The sequence below is a fragment of the Oceanobacillus aidingensis genome (assembly GCF_042654105.1).
GTDB classification, from domain to species: Bacteria; Bacillota; Bacilli; order Bacillales; family Amphibacillaceae; genus Oceanobacillus; species Oceanobacillus oncorhynchi.
Genome location: NZ_JBHSFT010000001.1, coordinates 480083 through 501837, shown reverse-complemented (window position 1 = coordinate 501837; position 21755 = coordinate 480083). Strand labels below are relative to the sequence as shown.

Below are 21755 nucleotides of genomic sequence, written 5' to 3'. Positions count from 1 at the left end.
TTTGTTTCCAAATCAAAAGTGTAAACTATCGAAAGATACCTTTCAGGTTACCGCCGGCATTTTTTGGTTAAAACGCTTTGCAATTTCCTTTCCTATTTCAATCGAGCACGTTGCAGCAGGTGATGGCGCATTCAACACATGTAAACTTGACGCATTTTCTTCAAAATAGAAATCATCTAGCATGGTCCCATCCGGTTTCATCGCTTGCGCACGTACTCCCGCTTCCATCGGCTTGATATCCGCTGCTGTTAATGAAGGAATTAATTTTTGTGCTTCTTTGACAAATGCTTTTTTACTAAATGACCGATAATATTCACCGATAGCTTCCTTCATGTTTTTTATGCCCATTCGATACAGCCCCGGAAAGGTTATGATTTGCGTTGTTTCTTTCAGGTTAAAACCAATTTTTTGATATGCTTCTTTTTTAAATCCCAACACGGCATTAGGCCCTACATCGACTCCGCCGCCAATCATATTTGTAAAATGGACACCCAGGAATGGCAAATCCGGATTAGGGACTGGATAAATCAACGTTTTTACATAATGTTCAATACGCTCATCTAATTCAAAATACTCGCCGCGAAATGGAATAATTTGAACATCTGTCTCGATACGCGCCATACGAGCCAGTTTATCACTATATAACCCGGCACAATTAATCAAATAATCCGCTTCATATGTCGTTTCATTCGTTACTACGGTTATTTTTTCTGTTTCCATTTGGATATCTTTCACTTCATTATGTAACCGCAGCATGCCGCCATTTTCTATAAACAGCTCGGCGTATTTCTCTGTAACCTTTTTAAAATCCACAATGCCGGTATTTTTAACGTGGATCCCGCCGACTGTATTTACAAATGGTTCAATCTCTTTTACTTCATCACGGCTTAAACGTTCGACATCTAATCCATTTTCGATTCCCCGCTCATATAGTTTATTCATATTCGCAAGCTGGGACTCACTTGTTGCTACAATTACTTTGCCACATTGGTTATACTCAATTTGATGCTTTTCACAGAACTCCACCATAGATTTCGATCCATTACGGGCAAATCTCGCTTTGTAGGAGCCCGGTTTATAATAAATTCCTGAATGAATCACACCGCTATTATGTCCTGTCTGATGCTTCGCTACCTCTGCTTCTTTATCTACGACTGCAATGTCTTTATCTGGATGCTTTTTCGATAGCTGGTAAGCGGTGCTCAAGCCAATAATCCCTGCTCCAACAATCACTATGTCTACTTTCACTGTGCTTCCCCTGCCTCTGCTTAAGTTGTTTGAATACCGCAAGCTTCCGCGACTACTTCCACAATATGCTTCACTGAAATCACATCCGATAAGCCTTCTCTTTCTACTCCCAGCTGCATTTGGATATGACAGCCCGGATTGGAAGTGATGATTAATTCCGGTCTTGCTGTTTTAACGTTTTTCATCTTCATATCTAAAATTTGCATGGATTCCTCAAAATGCAGGATATTATAAATACCTGCTGAGCCACAGCAGAGCGCTTTATCTTTTAACTCCATGTAGTTCAGGCCGGGAATACGTTTAATGATTTTTAACGGGTCCTCAAACACCTGCTGTACATTCTCCAAATGACATGACGGCTGAAATACAGCATTCTTCGGAATTTCATATTGAAAATCCAAATCAGCCATTGCCATCAGTTCAGAAATATCCCTAACCTTTGCCGTAAACTTTAATGCCCGCTCATGCCATTCCGTTCCTTCCTGAAATAACTTAGGGTATTCTTTTAACGTCGCTCCACAGCCGCCGACGGTATTAACAATATAGTCAAAGTCATATCCCTCATAGGCTGCGATATTTTTCTTGGCTAGCTCTACCGTCTGATTGTGCTCTCCTGCATGATGCTGCAGGGCACCACAGCATGTTTGTGACGGAATATTCGTCACTTCCATTCCATGTCCGTTTAAAATGTTAACAGCTAGATCATTAATCCGGCTGAAAAATACGTCCATAATACAGCCTTGAAAGAAACCAACCTGAATTGCTGATTTTCTAAAAGGATTCGGCGGATTTTTCAGCCGCTTACTTAGTTGGACTTCCGGCATGGCTTTATTCAAGTCTCGGTATTTCTCCATCGGTTTTAGAAGATTACGCCGATTAACCACACGCTTCACTCCGGTCACCTGATAAGCATATAAACTCCTGTTCACCAGTCTCAGAATCTGTTTGTTTTTCAAAACCACTTTAAAAGCAGCTGTTCTGACTCCCTTCTCGAACAGTCCCATTTTTTTATTATCTTTCAGCACCTCGACGGCCGACATCAGAATATCGCCGTAACGGACATTGGTGGGGCATACTGTCTCACATGCCCGGCAACCCAGACATAAATCAATCCCTTCCCGCATGTCTTCTATATCTATCTTTCCTTCCGCTGCCATCTGCACTAAATTAATACGCCCTCTCGGTGAATGCTTTTCTTTTTTAAAAGCCAGATAGGTGGGGCAAGCAGGCAAGCAGTACCCGCATTGCACACAATCAAAGGTTGCCTGATAATCCAATTTTTCAATTAATTGCTCAGTCATTTTTTAACACTAACCTTTTCTCTCCCGCTTCCGGGAATATTTTTCCTGGATTCAAGATATTCTTCGGATCAAGCGCTTGTTTAATCGCTTTCTGGAATACCATGCCGGCTTCTCCTACTTCTTTTGGGAAAAACGGTTTTTTCATCGTTCCGATTCCATGTTCACCTGATAAGGTCCCGCCTAATTCAATGGCGTAATGAAAGATTTCTTCGACCGCATCCTCCACTCTGGTAACTTCATCCGCATCCCGCATATTGGTATTAATCGTTGGGTGCAGGTTGCCATCACCAGCGTGGCCAAATACAACAATATTCAGATTATACTTTTTCTTCATTTCATCTATCTTCCGAAACATGTCTGGAATCTTACTCAACGGGACGGTCGCATCTTCTGATATTTTGGTGTAGCCGCTTTGGACAATTGCAGGTGAAACTAATTTTCTCACCTGCCAGAGCCTTGCTTCTTCCTCTTTGGTTTTCGCAATTTGCACATTCTCTACACCAATTTCTAAAAGAGCCTGCTGAATAACATGCAGTTCCTTCATCAATACATCTGTATCCCCATCCACTTCAACAAGCAGAATAGCCGCGGCCGTTCTGGGTAAATCCAGTCCGGCATAATCCTCCACTTTGTTTATCGCATTCTGATCAAGAATCTCCATTTTAGAAGGTCTTACTCCCGATGTTAATATTTTGGAAATAGACTTTCCTGCAGTATACAAATCCTCGAATATAATCATTGCTGTCTTCGTATCCATCGGCTTTGGAATCAGCCTTAAAGTTGCCTCTGTAATAATTCCAAGGGTCCCCTCTGATCCGATTAAAAGCTTCGTTAAATCATAGCCGGTCACATTTTTAACGGTATTTCCACCCGTACGGATAACTTCTCCTTCCGCGGTAACCACCTCCAGCCCCAATACATAATCCTTTGTCACACCATACTTTACTCCTCGGGGACCGCCGGCGTTTTCTGCTAAATTCCCGCCAATAGTGCAGATCGAGGAAGAAGAAGGGTCGGGCGCATACATTAAGTTATACTTTTCTGCCAATTGATGAATATCTCCTGTTTTCACACCTGGACTTGCCTTGATTAACAAATCATCCGGAAAAATTTCCAGATACTGATTCCACTGGGAAAAATCCATTACAATACCTGCGTGTACAGGTAGAGGACCTCCAGAAAGGCTTGTGCTCGCTCCTCTTGGATAAATGGGAATTTCATAAGCATTCGCCAGCTGTACAATTTTCTGTACCTCTTCCGTTGACATCACTTGAACAACATAATCCGGCATATACTGCCCAAAGGACGCATCATAGCCGTATGAGACACGGTCATCCACATCTATTAACAAACGCTCTCCTACTATTTCAGTCAATTTTTCTATTATTTTTTCTTTCATTATTTAACCCACCTATATTCTGTCGTCCCCCAACTTTCTGCGCATGTTTGTCAGATGTAAGTACATCGCTTCCTTGGCTTCTGCTGCATTTTGGGATTTGATTGCCAAATAAATACGTTCGTGCTCGCTATAAACCTCTTCTCTTTTTCTAGGTTTTCCTACATTCAGTTTCAATGAATATTCCAAAGCATTTCTGTGTACACGCTCTAAATTTTGAAAGGTTTGAATCATATAATTATTCTCTGTGGATTGGATAATCGCTTGATGAAAATTATAATCCGCTTTTAAACCAATCGAATATTCATTGCTCGTGATTTCTTCAAAGTCCTTCAGCGCCTGCTCAATTTTCGAAAGTGCTTCTTGTGTATGCCTTACTGCACTGTAGCCTGCTGCTTCCACTTCCAATAGCGCTCGCATTTCTAACAGATCAAATAACTCTTTTTTTGTAAATTCGCCGTAAGTATATTCTTTAAATTCATCCCCAGCATCCAGGCGCTTGACATAACTTCCCTTCCCCTGCATCGACTCTACATAGCCTACTGAGACTAATTTACTGATTGCTTCCCGAATAGGAACTCTGCTGACATCAAAATATTTTGCGAGCTCATTCTCTGAAGGAAGCTTTTGTCCTTCAGCGTATTCGCCAGTTTTAATCATATTTTCTAACTGGGAAAAAATAATATCAGATAACTTTTCTTTTTTGAACGGTTTCATTTTATTATCCTGCCTCCAGGAGCCGCCTGCTTCTTATAAAATGGAAAGCAAGTACAATTACAAACAATGCCAGGCCGATGACGTCTAATAATTGACTCGTAGAAATCAAGAAGAAGGCCACTCCGATTAATATGATTCTTTCTACTATATTTAATTTTACTCGAATATAGTTTCCGAATCCAACAGAGAGGGCATAAACTCCTATAATCGCAGAAATAAATGCTTGTACTAATAGGAAATAATTAATTGGCCCTTCGTCCGTTTGCAGCAGCAAGATTGGATCATAAACAATAATGATCGGGATAATAAACCCTGGAAATGCTAACCGTAAAGCTGTCCAAGCTGTTTGCATCGGATTCGCTTTCGCAATTCCTGCCCCGGTATAGGCAGCTAACGCTACAGGCGGCGTTACGTTAGACATGGCACCATAATAAAATACAAAAAAGTGAGCTGCTAAAGGATTAACGCCTACTTGGACAAGCGCCGGCGCAGCTGTTACAGCTACCACAATATATAATGCTGTTGATGGAAGCCCCAGACTGAGCACAATACAAGTAATCATAATCAGTATTAATATAATAAACAGATTTCCGCCTGCAAGATCCGCGACATTATAGGCGAGCATCGATCCGACACCGCTCATAGAAACAACGGCAATAATAATCCCTACAGATGCACAGGCAATAGCAACCTGAACGGAGTTTCTGGCTCCATCAATAAGTGCCTCAAAGAGCTTAGAGAAGGTAATCCGATTCGTTTTATCTTTGGTTAAGTAGGAAGTGATAATCGTAGCAATGATTCCGGCAAAGCCGGCAAAAATTGCCGTTTTTCCTAATAGAAGCACCCCCATCACAACAATAATCGGCAAAAGCAAGGCGCCTCTTTCCAATAGTACCTTTTTGATATCTGGAATATTCTCCTTACTAATTCCTTTCAGTCCAAGCTTCTTTGCTTCTGTATCAATCGCAAATACCAAAGCAATAAAATATAACAAGGAAGGCAGAATGCTGGCTAAAACAATCGCCGTATAAGGAATTCCTAAAAAACCTGCCATAATAAATGCTGCAGCTCCCATAATCGGCGGCATCAGCATGCCTCCCGTAGAAGCTGCAGCCTCTACCCCGCCTGCAAACTTCGGCTTTAATCCGATACTTTTCATCAGTGGAATCGTAAAGGCACCCGTTGTCGCCACATTCGCTACAGCGCTTCCGTTCAATGACCCTGTCAGTGCACTTGTAATAACTGCAACCTGGGCAGGTCCTCCCCGGCGCTGTCCTGCAATCGCCAGAGCTAAATCATTAAACAAATTACTTGCACCGCTCACAGTAAGGAATGAACCAAATAAGATAAACAACACAATATAAGTAGAAGCAATGGATAGCGTGCTGCCGAAAACTCCATCAGACGTCATGTAAATACGATACAGCATTCTTTCAAATGTAAAGCCGGAGTGAGCAAAATCAATAGGGAAGTACGCACCATAAATACCATAAAGCAAAGCAATAACACTCAAAATAGGAATAAACCAGCCGATAGCCCGGCGTGTTATCTCAAACAATACTAAAATACATAAGACAGCAAATATATAATCGACTGTATTCGCCTGGGATAACCGATCCACATGCAAATTTGTATACGTTACCGTAATATAGCCAATGGAAATAATCGACAGGAACAGCATAACGATATCTATTGATGATATTTTCCCTGTCTTCTTTTTGTTTGACGGATGAAGCAAAAATCCCATTACAAAGATTAAGATTAAAAAAATCGTATTTCTATAAAACTCCTGAATGTTTAGATAACTGGAAGTGAGTAAAACAAAGACCGATAGGATAATACCGACAACAGCGATAATTTTATTACGCAACGATTTAGGATCTGCAACTGGATTATCATTTGGATTTTTCTCGATATCTACCTTTTTTGCCTGTGCATTCGCCATTAATTTTCCTCCTCTCTTAACTCTTCTGGTTTCAGATGCTCTTCAATCTCTATACCTTGCTCTTCAAAATAGCGGTAAGCTCCAGCATGAAGCGGTGTATTCAAGCCTTCTAAAGCTGTCTCCACCTGCATTTCCCGGGCGGAATTATGAATCCCAATCATATATTCACGATTTTCAAATAGTATCTTGGTTAAGTTATAAACCATTTCTTCATCCATATCCGAAGTGGTAACTAAAATATTCGGCTGGGCAATCGTATCAATATCTTTTTCCTGCCTCGGGTAAGAACCAGCCTCAATGGTGTAGCGATACCATGTATGAACAATATCGTTAATATCCTCCATTTGTTCATCGGTCACCTCTAAAATAGCGGCATTCAACCCGCTTGCATACATATCTGTAATAGCAGATACGGGTACCCCTGCAGGAAGAGATCCGCCATTTAGCCGGCCATCCCTCATTGCCGAAATCGTATCATCATATCCAAGGTATTCTGTTCTGATATCACTTTTCCCTAACTCAATCCCTTCCATCATTGTTACGGTAGATTGTTCTGTTCCACTTGCCTGAGGGCCTACAGAAAACGATCTGCCCGCAATATCAGAGATATCTCCAGACGCAACAAAATCTTCCATTAATACAAAATGCTCTACGTTTGGCCAAATCATCCCCACAGACCGAAGCTCTTCGTATTGGTCTCCTTCATAAATACCGCTTCCCTCTGCTGCCTGTGTCGAAATCAACCCTTGGAGTATGGCAAAATCAGCTTCTCCATTTTTGAGTAAATCAATGTTCTCAACAGAACCTGCGGAGGCCTGTCCATTAAATTTGATATTCTGATCCCGGTAATGCTCTGTCCAAAGCTGCCCCATTCCGACCCCGATCGGATAATATGTACCTCCGGTGGTTGCTGTTGCGATGTTGTAAATTTCTTTCTTCTCAAAATTACATCCAGATAAAACAAAGGTAAAAATAAGTACTGTAAATAAAAATAGCTTACCTTTCATTCAAACACCCCTTTGTATGCGCTTTCAGTTGAACTTGTAATACAATGTTACAACATTGAACATTTTGTGACAATACCTAAATATAAAATTCTGATAAATGATTTAAAATTTATTTTAAATTTCCCATTTTTTAAGGTTTATTCAATCCGCGTTCCGTATAGGCCCAAGCCTTGTTTTAGTAAGCATTAAAAAACAGGAAGAGATATCTACCCTTGTACAGAAATAGTTAAAAAGACATAACAGCAGGGAATCTGACACTTTTATTGGGCAAATCAAAAAACCAGAGTAATCCGAAGATCGCTCTGGTTTTTTGATTAAAATAAATTAAATTCCTCCAAAGTCCACGCCAACCAGGAAATACGATGCAACAATAAGCACCAGCTGATATACCGTTAATGTCCAAAAGACATCAAACCGGGATTTTTCCATAAGCGCTAAAAATAAATAAACATGTATAAAGCCGAAAAGTAATAATGAAAATACATATGTTACAATAAATAAATCAATGAATAATAAGCCAAAAAATAATGTCACGAGACAAAACACAAGGACAAACGGAATATTGACCACCACGTATTTTGTCAATAATTCCTTATGCTCCATTGTTTTATTCCCGAACTGTTTCAGCAGAATATAGAGCGAGAAGTAACCTATCGCAAAAGTAATAAGCCAAGAGACAAAGGTTTGTAAAACAAAAGTGAAATTAATGTCTCCCAAAAAGTAGAACAGCCCATCAAAACCATATCTATAAAATAAATAATGGCAAATACTTACAAGCACAGCTAATAAAGCGAAAATAATGAGACTGGTTTCCACTTTTATCGACCGGCCGGAATGAATAAGTGTATTTGGCCTTAATGTTGCGTCTAATGCAATTCCTTTGATTTCATTAAAGCTTTCTTGAAAATCAAATTGCGATCCCTTTGTTTTCTCCTTCTGCCCTGCTTCATTGGATTCGCCGGCAGCCTGCTCTAGATGTGTTTTTGCTTCGTTCGGCTCTTGCTCAAGCTGATTAGAAGGTTCCTGCTGCTGTGTCCCATGCTCCATACGCTGCTCTTCCGCTTTCTCTCCACCAGGTATCGATGCAGCATATCCCTCCTCTACACTTTCTTCTTGCTGTTTATCCTCTTTCTCCATCCTACCACTCCTTATTTTTTGAGTTATACTTCATCAAACGAATTACCCTAAGCGTTCATTACGCACAGAATGAAAATGTTTGATATTTTAGTATATACTTAACATTAGCACAAATTAATTATTTTCAAACTCAAAAGCTGCAGAATTAGGGTATTTAACAGAAAAACAGGAAGGAAGTTTCACGTTCTATATATAAAAGTCTATATTCCCGATTATTAAAACCTAATTTAAAACTAAATACCCATACCCAAATCATCATATTAGACATCTATGTTTTATCAATGAATATTACACGTAAGACACCTGAAATTGTTTGTAAAACCAGATGTCTTTAACGTATACTGTTAAAAAAGAACAAAGGAGGAAACTTTATGAACAAATTTTTCAGTTTTGAAGAGATGATTACACCTATTATCATCAAAGTATTATTTTGGGTTGGTCTTGCTGCATCCGTTATATTCGGCCTTATTACTATTTTTACAGGTATTATTGAAGAAGAATTTTTACTTATTTTCTCAGGTCTTCTCACGATTGTTATTGGAAGCCTCTTAGTGCGAGTTTATTGTGAGTTATTGATTATTATGTTCAAAATCTATGAAACATTAAAACAAATAAGGGATAAATAATTTATCAGAGTTAAAAAAAGAAAGGGAATGGTGTATCACATAAAGCGATACACCATTCCCTTTCAAGCTTCAAACAAAAATCTTATTTCGATTGTACTCCTTCAATAATTACCCCGCTCTCTGGAACAGGCGGAATTTCATTCATCTCATAATCCAAATCCTGTTCAATAAATGTAAACGAAAGATGGTTTACGAAAAAGTCGAGTGTCGTTTTTAAAACATCCATTGTCATCCATTCGCCGGCACAGCGGTGACCGATGTCAAATTCTCCGCCGCCCTGCGGAATAAAATTAAATGGAGATTCCTTCCATCCTTGAAATCTTTCCGGCTGAAACCGATCTGGTTCTTCCCAAATAGCCGGGTCATGGTTTGTACCATATAAATCCAATAGGGTTAACGTTCCTTCTTTAAAAGTATATTCACCCCAGGTAAAATCCGCTTTGACTCGTGCAGGAGCAACTGGGAAAAACGGATAGAATCGTCTTACTTCCTGAATAAACCGATGCAAATCTTCTTCTGTCTCCAATTTCACTGCTTCTTCTGGATAATCGTGTACAGCCAGCAGGACAAAGTCTATATAAACAGCAATTGCGACGATTGGACGCAACAAGTTCAGTAATTCAACGGCAACAACAGAAGCATCCAGTAATTCTTCGTTCACGTCCCGATGCATTGCAAAATGGTATACGGCACTATCCTTACGAACCTCTTCCGCCGTATTTTCGCGAACTCTCTCCACCAAGCCTGTTATTCGTTCTTCCGCTTTCGATCTGGATTGTCTGGCCTGCCAATGGCTCCATCCAACTGCACCGGCATCTTCAAACATGTCACTTAGCTGGTCTGCCCATTCGGGGATGTCTTCTTGTTCATAAGGAACCCCCGTCCATCGTAAGGCCGATTTCGTCAATACATATTTGGCTGTTTGATAAACCTGTATTTCTTCCTTAGAATTACGCTTCATTTCCTGCTCCCATTCTTCCCGGATGATAGCAGATATCTCGTTCAGCCTTTCTTCTGTCATCAGAGACATAAACATTGCTTTCCGATGATGGTGATCCGCTCCGTCTAATCCCTGAACGCCTCCCTCACCAAACAGCGTTTTCTGAATTCGCCCGGGAGAAGCATCCTTTCGAGAAAATTTGGCATTATCATAAAAAAGTTCTGCTTCCTTCTCACCTACCATACAAATGGTTTTCTCCCCTAACAGCCTTGTTTCAAATACACGAGATTCAAACTTATCCGAACGATTGGTTACAAATCGGTACCCTTCGTCCAAGAGCTTCAGCGTATGATCCAAACCTTTGTCTTTTGGCATGTGTGTCTCTGTCATTTCGTTTCACCCTCCATAAATAATGTACTTTATTATATCGTTCCTTTTTTATTTCCTATTTAAACAAAAAATAGTGATTCTCCACCCTTCGGTGAAAAACCACTACCTGTTATCCAGCGTATATTTCTGTCCTAATCTTTTTTCCCGCTTATCTCTAAAACCGTATCATAAAGTACATTGGCGGCAATCACAATGTCTTCATCTGAACTGTATTCTAATGGGTTATGACTAATCCCATCCTTCGACCTGACAAATAACATAGCAACCGGAGCGGCCGCAGCGATATTCATGGCATCATGACCAGCGCCGCTGACTAAAGCATAAGGACGGATGCCCTGCTTTTCAATACTAGCGGCAAATTGCTGCTGCAGGGATTCGTCAGCTTTTGCAGGCTTCGCACGCTGCAGCTCTACTATCGCTGCGGTGACATGACGGCGCGCTGCTATGTCATTAATTTGCTGCTTCACTTCTTGTTCTATTTCACGGATAGTATGCTCATCAATATCACGAATATCAATGGTAAAGGTTACTTTTCCCGGAATAACATTGACCCCGTTTGGCTCTACCTGCAATTTCCCAACAGTGCCCACAGAATCATCTTTTTTCTGGAAGCATTGCTCCACTGCCAAAATCATTTCACTGGCTGCGGTTAATGCATCGTGTCTGATATGCATTGGCGTTGCTCCAGCATGCTCACTGATTCCATTCACCGTTACCTCTAACCACAATGGAGCGGCAATTCCAGTGACTACCCCTACCGGCAAGTCTTCTTTTTCCAGTACTTTCCCCTGTTCAATATGCAGCTCCAAATAGGCTTTGATATCCTCCCGCTTTAATTTTTCTAAAGGAAAAGGGGATAATCCAAATTGCCGTGCTGCTTCTTCGATGGCGATATTCGCAGCATCGGTTTTCTGTAATTGTTCTGGCTTTAACAGTCCTGCCATCGCGCGGCTTCCAATCAGTCCGAAACCGAATCGCGTTCCTTCTTCATCTTTAAATGCAGTTACTTCCACCTTTTTATGAAGCGGAACCTGCTGTTCATGAAGGGTTTGCACGACTTCAATGGCCGCCAGCACCCCTAAAGCACCATCGAATTTCCCGCCGTCCGGAACGGTATCGATATGCGAGCCCAGCATAACTGTTTCTTGCGCATCTCCATAAGAGCCAACAATATTTCCAATTCCATCCACATTTACCTGCATACCCGCTTCTTTCATATATTCTGTTACAAGGTCAATTGCCTGTTGTTCTTCCTTTGTAAAAGAGAAGCGGTTTATGCCGCCTGTTTCGTGGTTCCGGCCAATCTGGCTTAACTCATCCAGCCGCTGCAACAATCTTTTGGCATTTATCATGGACTTACTCCTTCATCTGAAACTGGAAGTGACATTGACCTTCACGCAATACATACTGGTCATGCACCACTTCAAAATTTTTATTATATCCTTTCGCCACAGAAGGATCGATTACCTGGCAGTAAAGAATGCCGTATTTGCCCATATCATCATCTGCCCACTGCTGACCAAACGGACAATACGTAAAGGTTTGTTCTACTTCATTTTCTTTATGCACGGTATCTACTTCAAATAGTTCACTGCGGGCCATATCATAGTTTTTCAAGTAATTATCCGAGTTATTTTCTAACCCATTGGCACGCGCACGCTGGGCAATCCCTTCTCCGCGCTTTCTTCCGTACCTTTCTACAGCACGCCGAATAACATCCTCTCCTTCTTCTTCATATTTGTCTACGACCTGCTTTGAAATTTGAGCGAACATTTTGGAAAAACGTGCAAAGGTTGTTAATTCTGCATATTTTTCTTCTTCCTCCACAACCTGTGGTAAATATTCATAAAAGGCATGATTTTGTCCTTCTGCTGTTGCTTTTTGTGCCATGGTTTCTGCATCTTTTAACCCGAATGCTTCCAAACCTTGCTGTACAAGCTTTCGTCCTTCTTTTTCACCATATGCTTCTATAATCGAAAGATGAAGTTCCGTAAACATTTTCGCTGTAATAATATCCATGGACAAAGCTTTCATCATCAGCTTTTCTTCACTCATCTTATCTATCTCCTTAAATTCTTATTATTTTACTTGGGTTTAAATCTATTATAAAATAAAATCAACTATAAATCGAATGAATATTTTAATATAGAACTATGAAATAAATTCATAGAAATACATTGAAAAGGGAGTTTATAATATGCCTACATTAGCGCAATATATTGCTCTTCATACGTTGATTGAAACCGGCAACTTTACAGAAACCGGTCAGAAGCTCAATCTGACACAATCATCTATCACCCATGCAATGAATAATTTAGAAAAAGAGCTGAACCTATCCTTAATCATACGGAATAGGAATAATATTATTTTAACAAGCAATGGAAAAATGGTCTATGAACACGTTTCGAAAATTCTGCAAGAGCAGCAAAGGCTTGAAAATACCGTTGCCAACTTAAAAAAATTGATTGGCGGAACGATTACTGTCGGCGTCCTTCCCAGTATTTCGCTTGTATTGCTGCCAAAGGTTTTATCCTACTTCGAGGAGCATCATCCAGACGTCACTATTCAGCTGATGGAAGGGGATTATGATCAAATTGAAAATTGGCTGCAGCACGGTGTCGTGGATATTGGATTTCTTGCGAAGCCTGTATCTGAAAATCTAGTATTTGATTTTATCTTTGAGGATGAGCTTCTGTGCATTATGGCAAAAGATCACCCGCTTGCTGCTGAAGATTACCTGACACTGAATCAGTTAAAGGACGAGCGCTGGATTATGCCAAAACAAAACATTGACCGCGATGTATTACGCATTTTATCCAAGCATAACATCACCCCAAATATCGTATATGAATTATCGGTCGATCAAGCCATTTTAACAATGGTAACGGAAAATTTAGGTGTTTCCATTGTTCCTAAATCTATTTTACACCATGCGCCTGCGAGTCTTGTTCAAAAGAACTTTTCTGAACACCACGCACGCACCGTTGGCATTGCTCATAAACGAAACACGTACCCATCACCGGCAGCAATGAAATTTGTAGAAATATGTAAAATATTAGCGGAGGATTTTCCAAATAAGGATTGACAAATCTTTAAAAACAGCATAATATCTGATAAAACTAATAGGTATTATCTTATTTTAATTGTAGATGGAGGAAAAAGCCTGTGCAAACGGTAATTTACGTAGAAATTATTCTCTATTTGCTCGCCATGCTTGCAATAGGAATTTATTTTAGCAAAAAAGATTTAACACATAATGATTATTTTCTGGGAGGCAACAAAGTCCCGGGCTGGGTACTCGCTTTTTCAGAACGGGCTACCGGGGAATCTGCTTATATGTTTCTTGGAGCAATTGGATTTATTTATGTCGCCGGTTTATCCGGTATCTGGGTATTATCAGGAATGTTCTTTGGCGTGCTTGCTTCCTGGTTATTCCTGTCCAAACGATTTATGATGGAACAGCAAAAATACAAGGTAAATAGTTTAACAGATTATATTGCAGTTAAATTTCCGGAGCATGCGGATATCATCCGCTGGTTAGCATCAATTGTCATGGTATTTTTCTTTGTCTGTTATTTAGCAGCCCAGTTTTCTGGAATGGGAAAAACCATTTATTCTATTTCCGGATTCAGCATTACCTGGGGAACGATTATTATCGCAATGATTATTATCGCCTATTCCTGTTTGGGCGGCTTTATGTCCGTTGTCTGGACAGATGCTGTACAAAGCTTTTTAATGCTGTTTTCTTTTATTATCATACCTATTGTTGCCTTTATGGAGATTAAAAACCAAGGCTTGAGTGTCTCTGCAGAACTCTCCTTAAGAGGCGGAGGTGCTGACAGCTGGACTGGCGGGCTGAACGGTCTCGCCTTAGGAGCAATGCTCTTTACCAATTTCTCTTGGTTTTTTGGCTGGCTCGGCGGACAGCCGCAGCTAAGCTCCCGATTTATGGCAATTACAACCGAAAAGGAACGGGTTACCGGACGAAACATGGCTATTATCTGGACGATGATTGTCTATGTAGGAGCCTTTCTATCAGCTATTTTTGCCTCTGCTTTATATTCACAAGGCACACTGGCTGACCCGGAAATGATTCTGCCGCATATGATATTTGAAATTTTACCACCATGGGTTGCCGGAATTATCATAGCAGGGATTCTGGCTGCGATTATGTCGACAGCATCTTCGCAGTTATTGGTTATCACCACTTCCATCAGCGAGGATATCATCCATAAAACGCTCAGGTGGAATATTACCAGTAAAAAACTCGTACATTTATCCCGTTTCGTGGCATTGATCAGCGGGATTATCGGCATTATTATTTCACTGAAATCAGAATCGGTTATTTACAGCCTTGTTTCTTTTGCATGGGCAGGGATTGGTAACACGTTTTCCGTCGTTGTGCTGCTCATCTTCTTTTGGAAACGCGTCTCAGGAATCGGGGTCATCGCAACCATTATTGTCGGCGCAGTCAGTGCTGTCGCCTGGTCTCTTTCACCGCTCGAAGCAATTGTATCTGCCAAAGCTGCAACCTTCTTTATCTGTTTGTTTGTCGGGATTGCATTTTCTTTACTTTATCCGGATAAAGAACCAAAAGCTGCAGCTTAAAATAGGAAATAGATGTAAAAAGAGCTCATTCTTCAGGTTGAATGAGCTCTTTTTTGTCCTTATATTACTGTTTACCCGCATGTGCCGTTATTCGGGAACAGGCAATTTTTTATCTTATTCAATATTATCCGGAAAAACAGATTCATCTAAATCATACGCATCTATCGCTTCTTGCACACTGATTTCTGTATCTATCAGCTCTGCTTCATAGAAGGTATCAGCTAATTGCTGCTGGTTTGCAATCACTTCTTCTGTCATTCTTTGCACGCCAAACTGCCGTCGCTCATTTGCAACCTCCAGCGGTTCCGGACCTAATCCTAACTCATCTGCCAGTATTTCAGCAGCTTCTCTTTTCTCTTCATTTGCCCACTGATCCATATTTTCCAATTCCTCTAAAATAATGGTGAGCGCTTCTGGCTGTTCTTCTGCAAAGCCATCTCTCGCTAAATAAAACGTACGGTTTTCAATGAGATCTGTTCCGTCAAGAATCGTATGTGTTTCATTTTGGTCCTGAACAATCGCATAGAATGGATCCCATGTTCCAAACACGTCAAATTCATCGTTGGAAAAAGCCATCAAGCCTTCGGAGGCATCCTTATAAAACTTCATATCTACCTCACCCCAATCGATACCTGCTTCCTTTAGCGATTCTAATAGAAGATAGTGCTGGTTCCCGCCATTGGTCACACCGACTACTTTCCCTTTCAAATCTTCTAATGTTTCAATGCCTGAACCATCTCTTGCCAGTAACGCAACACCTTCTGGGTAAGGGGACTCCGACGCTACATAATTGACGTTATGCCCTCCCGACTGCATCAGAACACTATGTACATCTGAGGAATGACCAAAGTCAATATTATCCGTATTTAACGCTTCGATTAATGGAGCGCCCATAGAAAATTCTTTCCATTCTACGTTATAGCCTGCTTCATGTAACGCTTCATCTAACGTACCGTGTGCTTTTAATAGATTCATGGTATTCCCTTTTTGGTAGCCTAAGCGAATCGTTTCGCCATCCTCAGACGCATCAGAATCCGAATTCGCTCCACAAGCTGCCAGCACAGCTATGAAACTAAAAGTAATCAGTGCAAAGAGTAAATTCTTCATCATTTATCCTCCTACTATCTGGTCCAGTATTTTCTTTTCGTAACTTGTAAACTTGTCATCTCGTTCCCGAGGCCGCCCTAAATCAATCTCCTGATCCAATTTCACGCCTCCTTCATCCAGAACAATAACACGATCTGCTAAATAAACTGCTTCAGATACATCATGTGTTACTAAAATAGAAGTAAAATGCTGTTCTTGCCACAGCCCTTCCATTAAATGCTGCATGTCCATCCGGGTTAAAGCATCCAATGCTCCCAATGGCTCATCAAATAATAAAACATCCGGGCTGCTCGCCAAGGCTCTCGCTAGTGCTACACGCTGTTTTTGCCCGCCAGACAATTCATCTGGCCAATCCCCTTTTTTATCACGCAGCCCTACCTTTTCTAATGCTATTTCCGCGTCCACCTTGTTTACTCCACCAATAGCAATATTCTTTAAAATATTTTTCCATGGAAGCAGGCGATCATCCTGGAACATAATGCGTATATTCGATTTTTTTGCTTCTACACCTGTATAAGCTAAAGATCCGCTGGTCACCTCTTCCAGTCCAGCAATCACTCTTAACAGCGTACTTTTCCCACACCCGCTTTTTCCAACGATCGCTGTAAAGCTGCCTTTCGGTATGGATAAATCAATATCTCGTAGAACCTCATTTGTCCCAAAACGTTTCCCTGCATTCTTTAACTCAATACCAAACATGTAACCCCTCCTGACTGACCTTGGCAGTTAATTCTTCCGGTATGCCGGGTTCCATTTTAACAAGCGCTGTTCACAAACTTTTGCAATGAAGTCGGACAGCTTTCCTAAAATCGCATAAAGTACAATCGTTAACACCACAATATCCATTTGCATAAACTCACGGGCTGTGGTTGCCAAATAGCCAATCCCTGCATCAGCACCTATCGTCTCCGCAACAATTAACGAAATCCATGTCACCCCAAGCGCATAGCGGATTCCGACCAAAATATTTGGCATCGCACCAGGTAAAATAATATTCGTGAACAGCTGCCATTTCGACATGCCGTACACTTTGCCCATCTCAATTAATTTATAATCCACATTCTTAATACCGTTAAACGTATTGATATAAATTGGAAACATTACGCCAACCGCAACAAGAAATATTTTGGCACTCTCTCCAATTCCAAACCATAAAATAACGAGCGGAATAAGTGCTAAATGTGGAATCGTCCGTATCATTTGTATCGATGTATCAATTAATTTTTCTAAAAATAGAACGGTTCCATTAAAGAGCCCAAGCAGAAAACCAATGGTACCGCCAATAAAGAATCCAATAATAGCCCGCTCCGTACTTATATACACATGCTTCTGCAGCTCCCCCGTCTGGAATAAATTTTTCCCGGCCTCGACAACTTCAAGCGGAGTCGGCAGCATAGTAGACTTAATCAAACCACGGTCGCCAAGCACCTGCCATAAAAGCACCACAACAATTGGTAATAACCACGGAAATAGCTGGTTATTATACCACTTATTCTTTTTCACTCGTTCTGCCCCTTTCGTATGTATGAATTTTTTGATAATTTTTTGTATCTCATCCCCGCATTCTGTTTCAATCAGATTAACGAAAATATGTAAACAGATTGACTGCATTTGGTAAAAGCCAAAAAGAAGACTCGTAACTTCATGATGATATATATCTATTTCAAAGCTTTAAATACCCTTAATTCATTGAATAACGCTTTAATTATAACCTTTCTTCTAGGAATTGTAAACATTCAATTTTATGTCATTTCAGCTTGTATAACTGTATCATATTATAAATGAATTAACATGCTAAATTTATATAACAGGGTTTTTGCAATGAATAAAGGGAGTGTGTTCTGTTCATTTTGAAGCAAAATAAATGGTACGTTTTCTATATATTTAGCTAGTAAAAGTACACACTTCTAATTTATTGAGGAAGATTTCTCTAAAATTTACTTCATAAAAAATAACCTCTGACTACCAGAGGTTAAAGTATTTCGTTAAATAGAATAGTAGAAAGATTATTTATCCAGCAGCTTTCCTTCACTGATTAACGTGTTAAGCAAACCTGTAAATCGCATTCTTTACTTTAATTTGCTCCTGCCGATTTCCTCCCGAAATGGTAACGATAAAAGGTTTCTCACCTCTTTTTTTCAACGTATCAGAAACTATCCCTTCACCTTCAGGCTCATAAAACAAAATGTCTCCGCCTGGCAGCTTTAAACGATGTCCTGTTGCAGATAACCCTTCATCAAAGAACGATTCTCCCTGCTCCAATCCCAAATAAGTCTCCCACTTTTCGATAACAGTTTTTGCATCCTTTACAGCAAAGCCAACAGATTCTAAGGAAAGATTTCCTTTTTGATGAGCAGCAATCGTTCCTTGCTTTTTCAGGGTTTCCCTGCGCTCTTCATCGGTTTCTTCCCATTCAATAAAGAATGGCAAGGATAGCTTTTCTTCCGGATTTCCCGCAAATAACAACTTCCAATGTATCATGCTGCCGTCTGGTCTTTTTCTTCCTAAAGGAACTGGACCAATAACCTCCAGTCCAAGTGATTTAAAACGCTTTGCTTCCTCCTCCAGATTACGAGACCTTAATGCAATTCTGGATAAACCTGAAGCATAATCGTCTTTTTGAAAGGTATCTCTCAGACTATATTTTTCAGCAGGCTGGTCAGCTAACTGCTTATCAAACACGCCAATCAGTTCGATATAACTTAAATCAAAATGGCTAAGCGCATTATAAGTACCGCCATTATCATGCTTTCCTCCATCTACAGCATGGAGACCAAGCTTCTTTAACGCTTCTTTTGCTTCTTCCGGACTGTCAACAAAATGAACGAGATGGTCAAACTGAAAATGCATTTGTGTTCTCTCCTTTTTACATTTCATTTTATAGGAAATAACTAATGAATTAAATTATTATTCAGAAAAAAATTGAGGTTCTTCGTTCTTTACAATTTCACTTGCTTGATTTACTATACTTCAGCGTGATTCCCCATCGCAATAAACAATCTATTCCATGTATTAATTTGAATAATTACCATTACAAGCTCCACATATTCCTTTTCATCAAAATATTCCCTTACCTTCTCATACAACGCATCACTGACTCCATTTTCTGAAACTAGCGTCATATTCTCTGCCAGTTCAAATGCAGCCCGATCCATCTCCGTAAATAGTTCTTCCGTTTTCCAATGCTTCAGTGCATCTATCTGTTTGTCGGATACGTTTAGCTTTTTCGCTGCTTTGGTATGCATATTCAGACAATAAGAGCACCCATTAATCTGTGAAACTCTAATCTTAATAAGCTCTTTCAGCTTCCTGTCAATCGAAGTTTTCCGTACATATTTTTCAGATTCCATAATGGGTGTCATTGCATTTGGAGCAACTTTAAAATAGTTTATTCGATTATCCATTTTCATCATTCCTGCCGCTTTCACAATCCCTTTGTTGACCAGCTTTGCCATATCCATTCTCCTTTTTGTAAATGTTATAAAATCCACGTACCTTCTTATTTCCCATCAAATAAGTGCAACATTTGTTGCAATGTTAAGGGTATCGTATACTAGCAGTAATAAAGAATCAATACAATTTAAGTAAGTCCTACAAAACCCCATTATATGTAGGGTGTACAGAGAGGAGTGGAACAAGATGTCTGATACAAGCAATAATCCTTCTGCCATCAGGTCTCAAGAATGGCTTACAGACGCGCTTTTATCTCTTTTGGAAGAAAAATCCTTCTATAAAATCACCATTAAAGAGATTGCTGAACAAGCCGTTTTAGACCGAAGTACCTTCTACCGGCATTTTGATTCGAAAAATGCTGTTCTGGAACGATACCTCCATCAGCTGGCACAAGAATACCTGCGAAGGCTGGATGCAGGAGAAATTATGGACATGGGGAAAGTGGCAAGCATTTTCATTACTTTTTGGATGGAAAATATAGACTTTATTCGTATCATTCGAAAAAATGATTTAGATAGTTTACTATTAAAGACTTTTAATAAACACCTGCCTTCTATCCATAGGCTCACTGAAAACAAATTTAGCTATATCATCAGTGAAGAAAATATGGAATTTGCTTTAGCTTTCAACGCAGGCGGAATGTGGAATATCCTGATGAAGTGGGTTGATAGTGATTTTCAACATACGTATGACGATTTGATAAAAGCTTTTGAGGAAATAACCCGGTTTAACTATGCTAGGCAGGATATGGAAACAAAAGAAAAGTGAGCCGAACTTTTTAGGAGGGCTCACTTTTTTACTACAGTATAAGGAAGAACCAGCTTCTTTGATGGTGGATTACTTCAATTTATTGGCTGGGTTATTCTTGGGACATTAATGACTGTCTTCACACTAGGAATTTGTTATCTTTGGTCAATTACAATGATTTATGGGTGGAGAATAAATCATACAGTTGTTGATGGCAAACGAATGCATTTTTCAGGTTCAGCTGTCGGTCTTTTTGGCAACTGGATCAAATGGTGGGTTTTAACGATTATCACATTAGGTATCTATGGATTCTGGGTGTTTATTAAACTGGAAGATTGGAAAGCACGTCATACTCATTTTATTAATTGATTTTTATACTGCAAACATGTTGGTTTTTTTAAATAGAAACTCCTCTCATTACAAATTTGTAATGTAGAGGAGTTTTGTTGAAGCAGTAAAGAATACTTTTTTCGCTTTTACCTTCAAGCTCTAGTTTACTTCCTTTTCATCTAATTTCTTTTCAATGGCAGCAATTTTACTGTCAAAAGTACTTTTATAGTAAGCATTGTTTACTTTGTACTCCAGGTTTTCGATATATTGCTCCATCTCTCCAAACTTGGAGAAAGGTTTTTCTGATGATTCATCCACGACCCGATTGATTTGGCGGTTCGCTTTGGCTATATTTTCGCGGCCCATCAATTCCATACGGCGCAGGTGCATATCCTTCAGACGATGCTTCATTTCTTCGTATTTCTGCTCCAGGTTTTCCAGCTGCGTGATTGCCTCTTCTCTGGACGCTTTCATGCGATCAGCACGATTTTGATATTCTTCATGTTCTTTTAAAGCAAATTCATGCATTTCCTCTTCTTGCGCACGATCGGCAATTTGTGCTTGTTTTAAGCGCTTATCTGCAAGTTCTTGTGCTTTTATATACTCACGTGCAAACTCTTCTTTCAATTTATACTGACGGTCAATCAGCTTTCTTACTTTTTCTTTTTCCTGCTCACTTTGGCGTAAATAATGGTTTAGTGCTGCAATCGGATTTTTTTGTTCCTTTTTGTCCATCATCGTGTGTAAATCTGCTGAAATAGAATCCTTCATTCGCGTAAAAATATTTGTTGACATAGTCAATC

Annotated in this window: 21 protein-coding genes; 5 read left to right on the top strand and 16 right to left on the bottom strand. The window is 39.9% G+C overall.

The genetic code is table 11. The features are described 5' to 3' along the window. Positions 1 to 42: 42 nt before the first annotated feature. The 7 genes from lhgO to ACFO3P_RS02470 form a co-directional block, all read right to left on the bottom strand. On the bottom strand, positions 43 to 1248 hold the full coding sequence (gene lhgO, locus ACFO3P_RS02500) for an L-2-hydroxyglutarate oxidase (RefSeq protein ID WP_193064225.1): 1206 nt from the start codon (positions 1246 to 1248) through the stop codon (positions 43 to 45). A 20-nt stretch (positions 1249 to 1268) separates the two neighbouring features. Beyond that, positions 1269 to 2549 carry a (Fe-S)-binding protein gene (locus ACFO3P_RS02495; protein ID WP_256705514.1) on the bottom strand — a complete coding sequence of 427 codons (1281 nt, stop codon included), beginning with the start codon at positions 2547 to 2549 and terminating at the stop codon, positions 1269 to 1271. Continuing rightward, complete coding sequence (locus ACFO3P_RS02490) at positions 2542 to 3948, bottom strand: FAD-binding oxidoreductase (protein WP_042530970.1); 1407 nt, start codon at positions 3946 to 3948, stop codon at positions 2542 to 2544. Before ACFO3P_RS02490 ends, ACFO3P_RS02495 begins: the two co-directional genes overlap by 8 nt. Before the next feature lie 12 nt (positions 3949 to 3960). Next, a complete protein-coding gene (locus ACFO3P_RS02485) occupies positions 3961 to 4662 on the bottom strand; it encodes a FadR/GntR family transcriptional regulator (protein WP_193064223.1) in 702 nt (233 codons plus the stop codon). Positions 4663 to 4666: 4 nt separating this feature from the next. Further along, positions 4667 to 6607 (bottom strand): TRAP transporter permease, encoded by a 1941-nt coding sequence (locus ACFO3P_RS02480; protein ID WP_193064222.1) that lies wholly within the window; start codon positions 6605 to 6607, stop codon positions 4667 to 4669. After that, entirely contained in the window at positions 6607 to 7614 is a 1008-nt protein-coding gene (locus tag ACFO3P_RS02475) for a TAXI family TRAP transporter solute-binding subunit (RefSeq protein WP_042530966.1), read from the bottom strand. Before ACFO3P_RS02475 ends, ACFO3P_RS02480 begins: the two co-directional genes overlap by 1 nt. 324 nt (positions 7615 to 7938) lie before the next feature. Continuing rightward, entirely contained in the window at positions 7939 to 8751 is an 813-nt protein-coding gene (locus ACFO3P_RS02470) for a hypothetical protein (RefSeq protein WP_042530964.1), read from the bottom strand. 371 nt (positions 8752 to 9122) lie between these two features. On the opposite strand from ACFO3P_RS02470, the gene ACFO3P_RS02465 reads away from it, so the two are divergent. Continuing rightward, on the top strand, positions 9123 to 9377 hold the full coding sequence (locus ACFO3P_RS02465) for a DUF4282 domain-containing protein (protein WP_042530962.1): 255 nt from the start codon (positions 9123 to 9125) through the stop codon (positions 9375 to 9377). Positions 9378 to 9459: 82 nt separating this feature from the next. On the opposite strand, the gene ACFO3P_RS02460 is transcribed toward ACFO3P_RS02465, so the two are convergent. The 3 genes from ACFO3P_RS02460 to ACFO3P_RS02450 form a co-directional block, all read right to left on the bottom strand. Continuing rightward, positions 9460 to 10707, bottom strand: coding sequence for a cytochrome P450 (locus tag ACFO3P_RS02460; RefSeq protein WP_042530961.1), 1248 nt, complete (start codon positions 10705 to 10707; stop codon positions 9460 to 9462). 131 nt (positions 10708 to 10838) lie between these two features. Continuing rightward, positions 10839 to 12059 carry a Zn-dependent hydrolase gene (locus tag ACFO3P_RS02455; protein ID WP_193064221.1) on the bottom strand — a complete coding sequence of 407 codons (1221 nt, stop codon included), beginning with the start codon at positions 12057 to 12059 and terminating at the stop codon, positions 10839 to 10841. A gap of 4 nt (positions 12060 to 12063) precedes the next feature. After that, positions 12064 to 12762: an L-2-amino-thiazoline-4-carboxylic acid hydrolase gene (locus tag ACFO3P_RS02450; protein WP_042530957.1), complete on the bottom strand. Its 699-nt coding sequence runs from the start codon at positions 12760 to 12762 to the stop codon at positions 12064 to 12066. A 142-nt stretch (positions 12763 to 12904) separates the two neighbouring features. On the opposite strand from ACFO3P_RS02450, the gene ACFO3P_RS02445 reads away from it, so the two are divergent. Both ACFO3P_RS02445 and ACFO3P_RS02440 read left to right on the top strand, forming a co-directional pair. Then, on the top strand, positions 12905 to 13792 hold the full coding sequence (locus tag ACFO3P_RS02445; protein ID WP_193064220.1) for a LysR family transcriptional regulator: 888 nt from the start codon (positions 12905 to 12907) through the stop codon (positions 13790 to 13792). A gap of 80 nt (positions 13793 to 13872) precedes the next feature. Next, positions 13873 to 15315, top strand: coding sequence for a sodium/proline symporter (locus tag ACFO3P_RS02440; RefSeq protein ID WP_379542130.1), 1443 nt, complete (start codon positions 13873 to 13875; stop codon positions 15313 to 15315). Positions 15316 to 15429: 114 nt separating this feature from the next. Here ACFO3P_RS02440 and ACFO3P_RS02435 read toward each other — a convergent pair whose 3' ends face one another. The 5 genes from ACFO3P_RS02435 to ACFO3P_RS02415 all read right to left on the bottom strand — a co-directional run bounded on the left by ACFO3P_RS02435 (position 15430) and on the right by ACFO3P_RS02415 (position 19826). Continuing rightward, positions 15430 to 16422: an aliphatic sulfonate ABC transporter substrate-binding protein gene (locus ACFO3P_RS02435; RefSeq protein ID WP_379542129.1), complete on the bottom strand. Its 993-nt coding sequence runs from the start codon at positions 16420 to 16422 to the stop codon at positions 15430 to 15432. A gap of 3 nt (positions 16423 to 16425) precedes the next feature. Beyond that, complete coding sequence (locus ACFO3P_RS02430) at positions 16426 to 17121, bottom strand: ABC transporter ATP-binding protein (protein WP_379542128.1); 696 nt, start codon at positions 17119 to 17121, stop codon at positions 16426 to 16428. A gap of 27 nt (positions 17122 to 17148) precedes the next feature. Beyond that, positions 17149 to 17925 carry an ABC transporter permease subunit gene (locus ACFO3P_RS02425; RefSeq protein ID WP_246529012.1) on the bottom strand — a complete coding sequence of 259 codons (777 nt, stop codon included), beginning with the start codon at positions 17923 to 17925 and terminating at the stop codon, positions 17149 to 17151. A 540-nt stretch (positions 17926 to 18465) separates the two neighbouring features. Beyond that, positions 18466 to 19272 carry a VOC family protein gene (locus ACFO3P_RS02420; protein WP_212928885.1) on the bottom strand — a complete coding sequence of 269 codons (807 nt, stop codon included), beginning with the start codon at positions 19270 to 19272 and terminating at the stop codon, positions 18466 to 18468. 113 nt (positions 19273 to 19385) lie between these two features. Beyond that, complete coding sequence (locus ACFO3P_RS02415; RefSeq protein WP_379542140.1) at positions 19386 to 19826, bottom strand: carboxymuconolactone decarboxylase family protein; 441 nt, start codon at positions 19824 to 19826, stop codon at positions 19386 to 19388. A gap of 235 nt (positions 19827 to 20061) precedes the next feature. On the opposite strand from ACFO3P_RS02415, the gene ACFO3P_RS02410 reads away from it, so the two are divergent. Together ACFO3P_RS02410 and ACFO3P_RS02405 are read left to right on the top strand one after the other, a co-directional pair. Beyond that, entirely contained in the window at positions 20062 to 20643 is a 582-nt protein-coding gene (locus ACFO3P_RS02410) for a TetR/AcrR family transcriptional regulator (RefSeq protein ID WP_052484941.1), read from the top strand. 81 nt (positions 20644 to 20724) lie between these two features. Further along, the gene (locus ACFO3P_RS02405) at positions 20725 to 20991 is read left to right on the top strand and encodes a YjgN family protein (protein ID WP_042530920.1); all 267 of its coding nucleotides are present in this window, start codon (positions 20725 to 20727) and stop codon (positions 20989 to 20991) included. A 120-nt stretch (positions 20992 to 21111) separates the two neighbouring features. Here the strand turns inward: ACFO3P_RS02405 and ACFO3P_RS02400 are convergent, their stop codons facing one another. Beyond that, a complete protein-coding gene (locus ACFO3P_RS02400) occupies positions 21112 to 21747 on the bottom strand; it encodes a PspA/IM30 family protein (protein WP_193064215.1) in 636 nt (211 codons plus the stop codon). Positions 21748 to 21755: the final 8 nt, after the last annotated feature.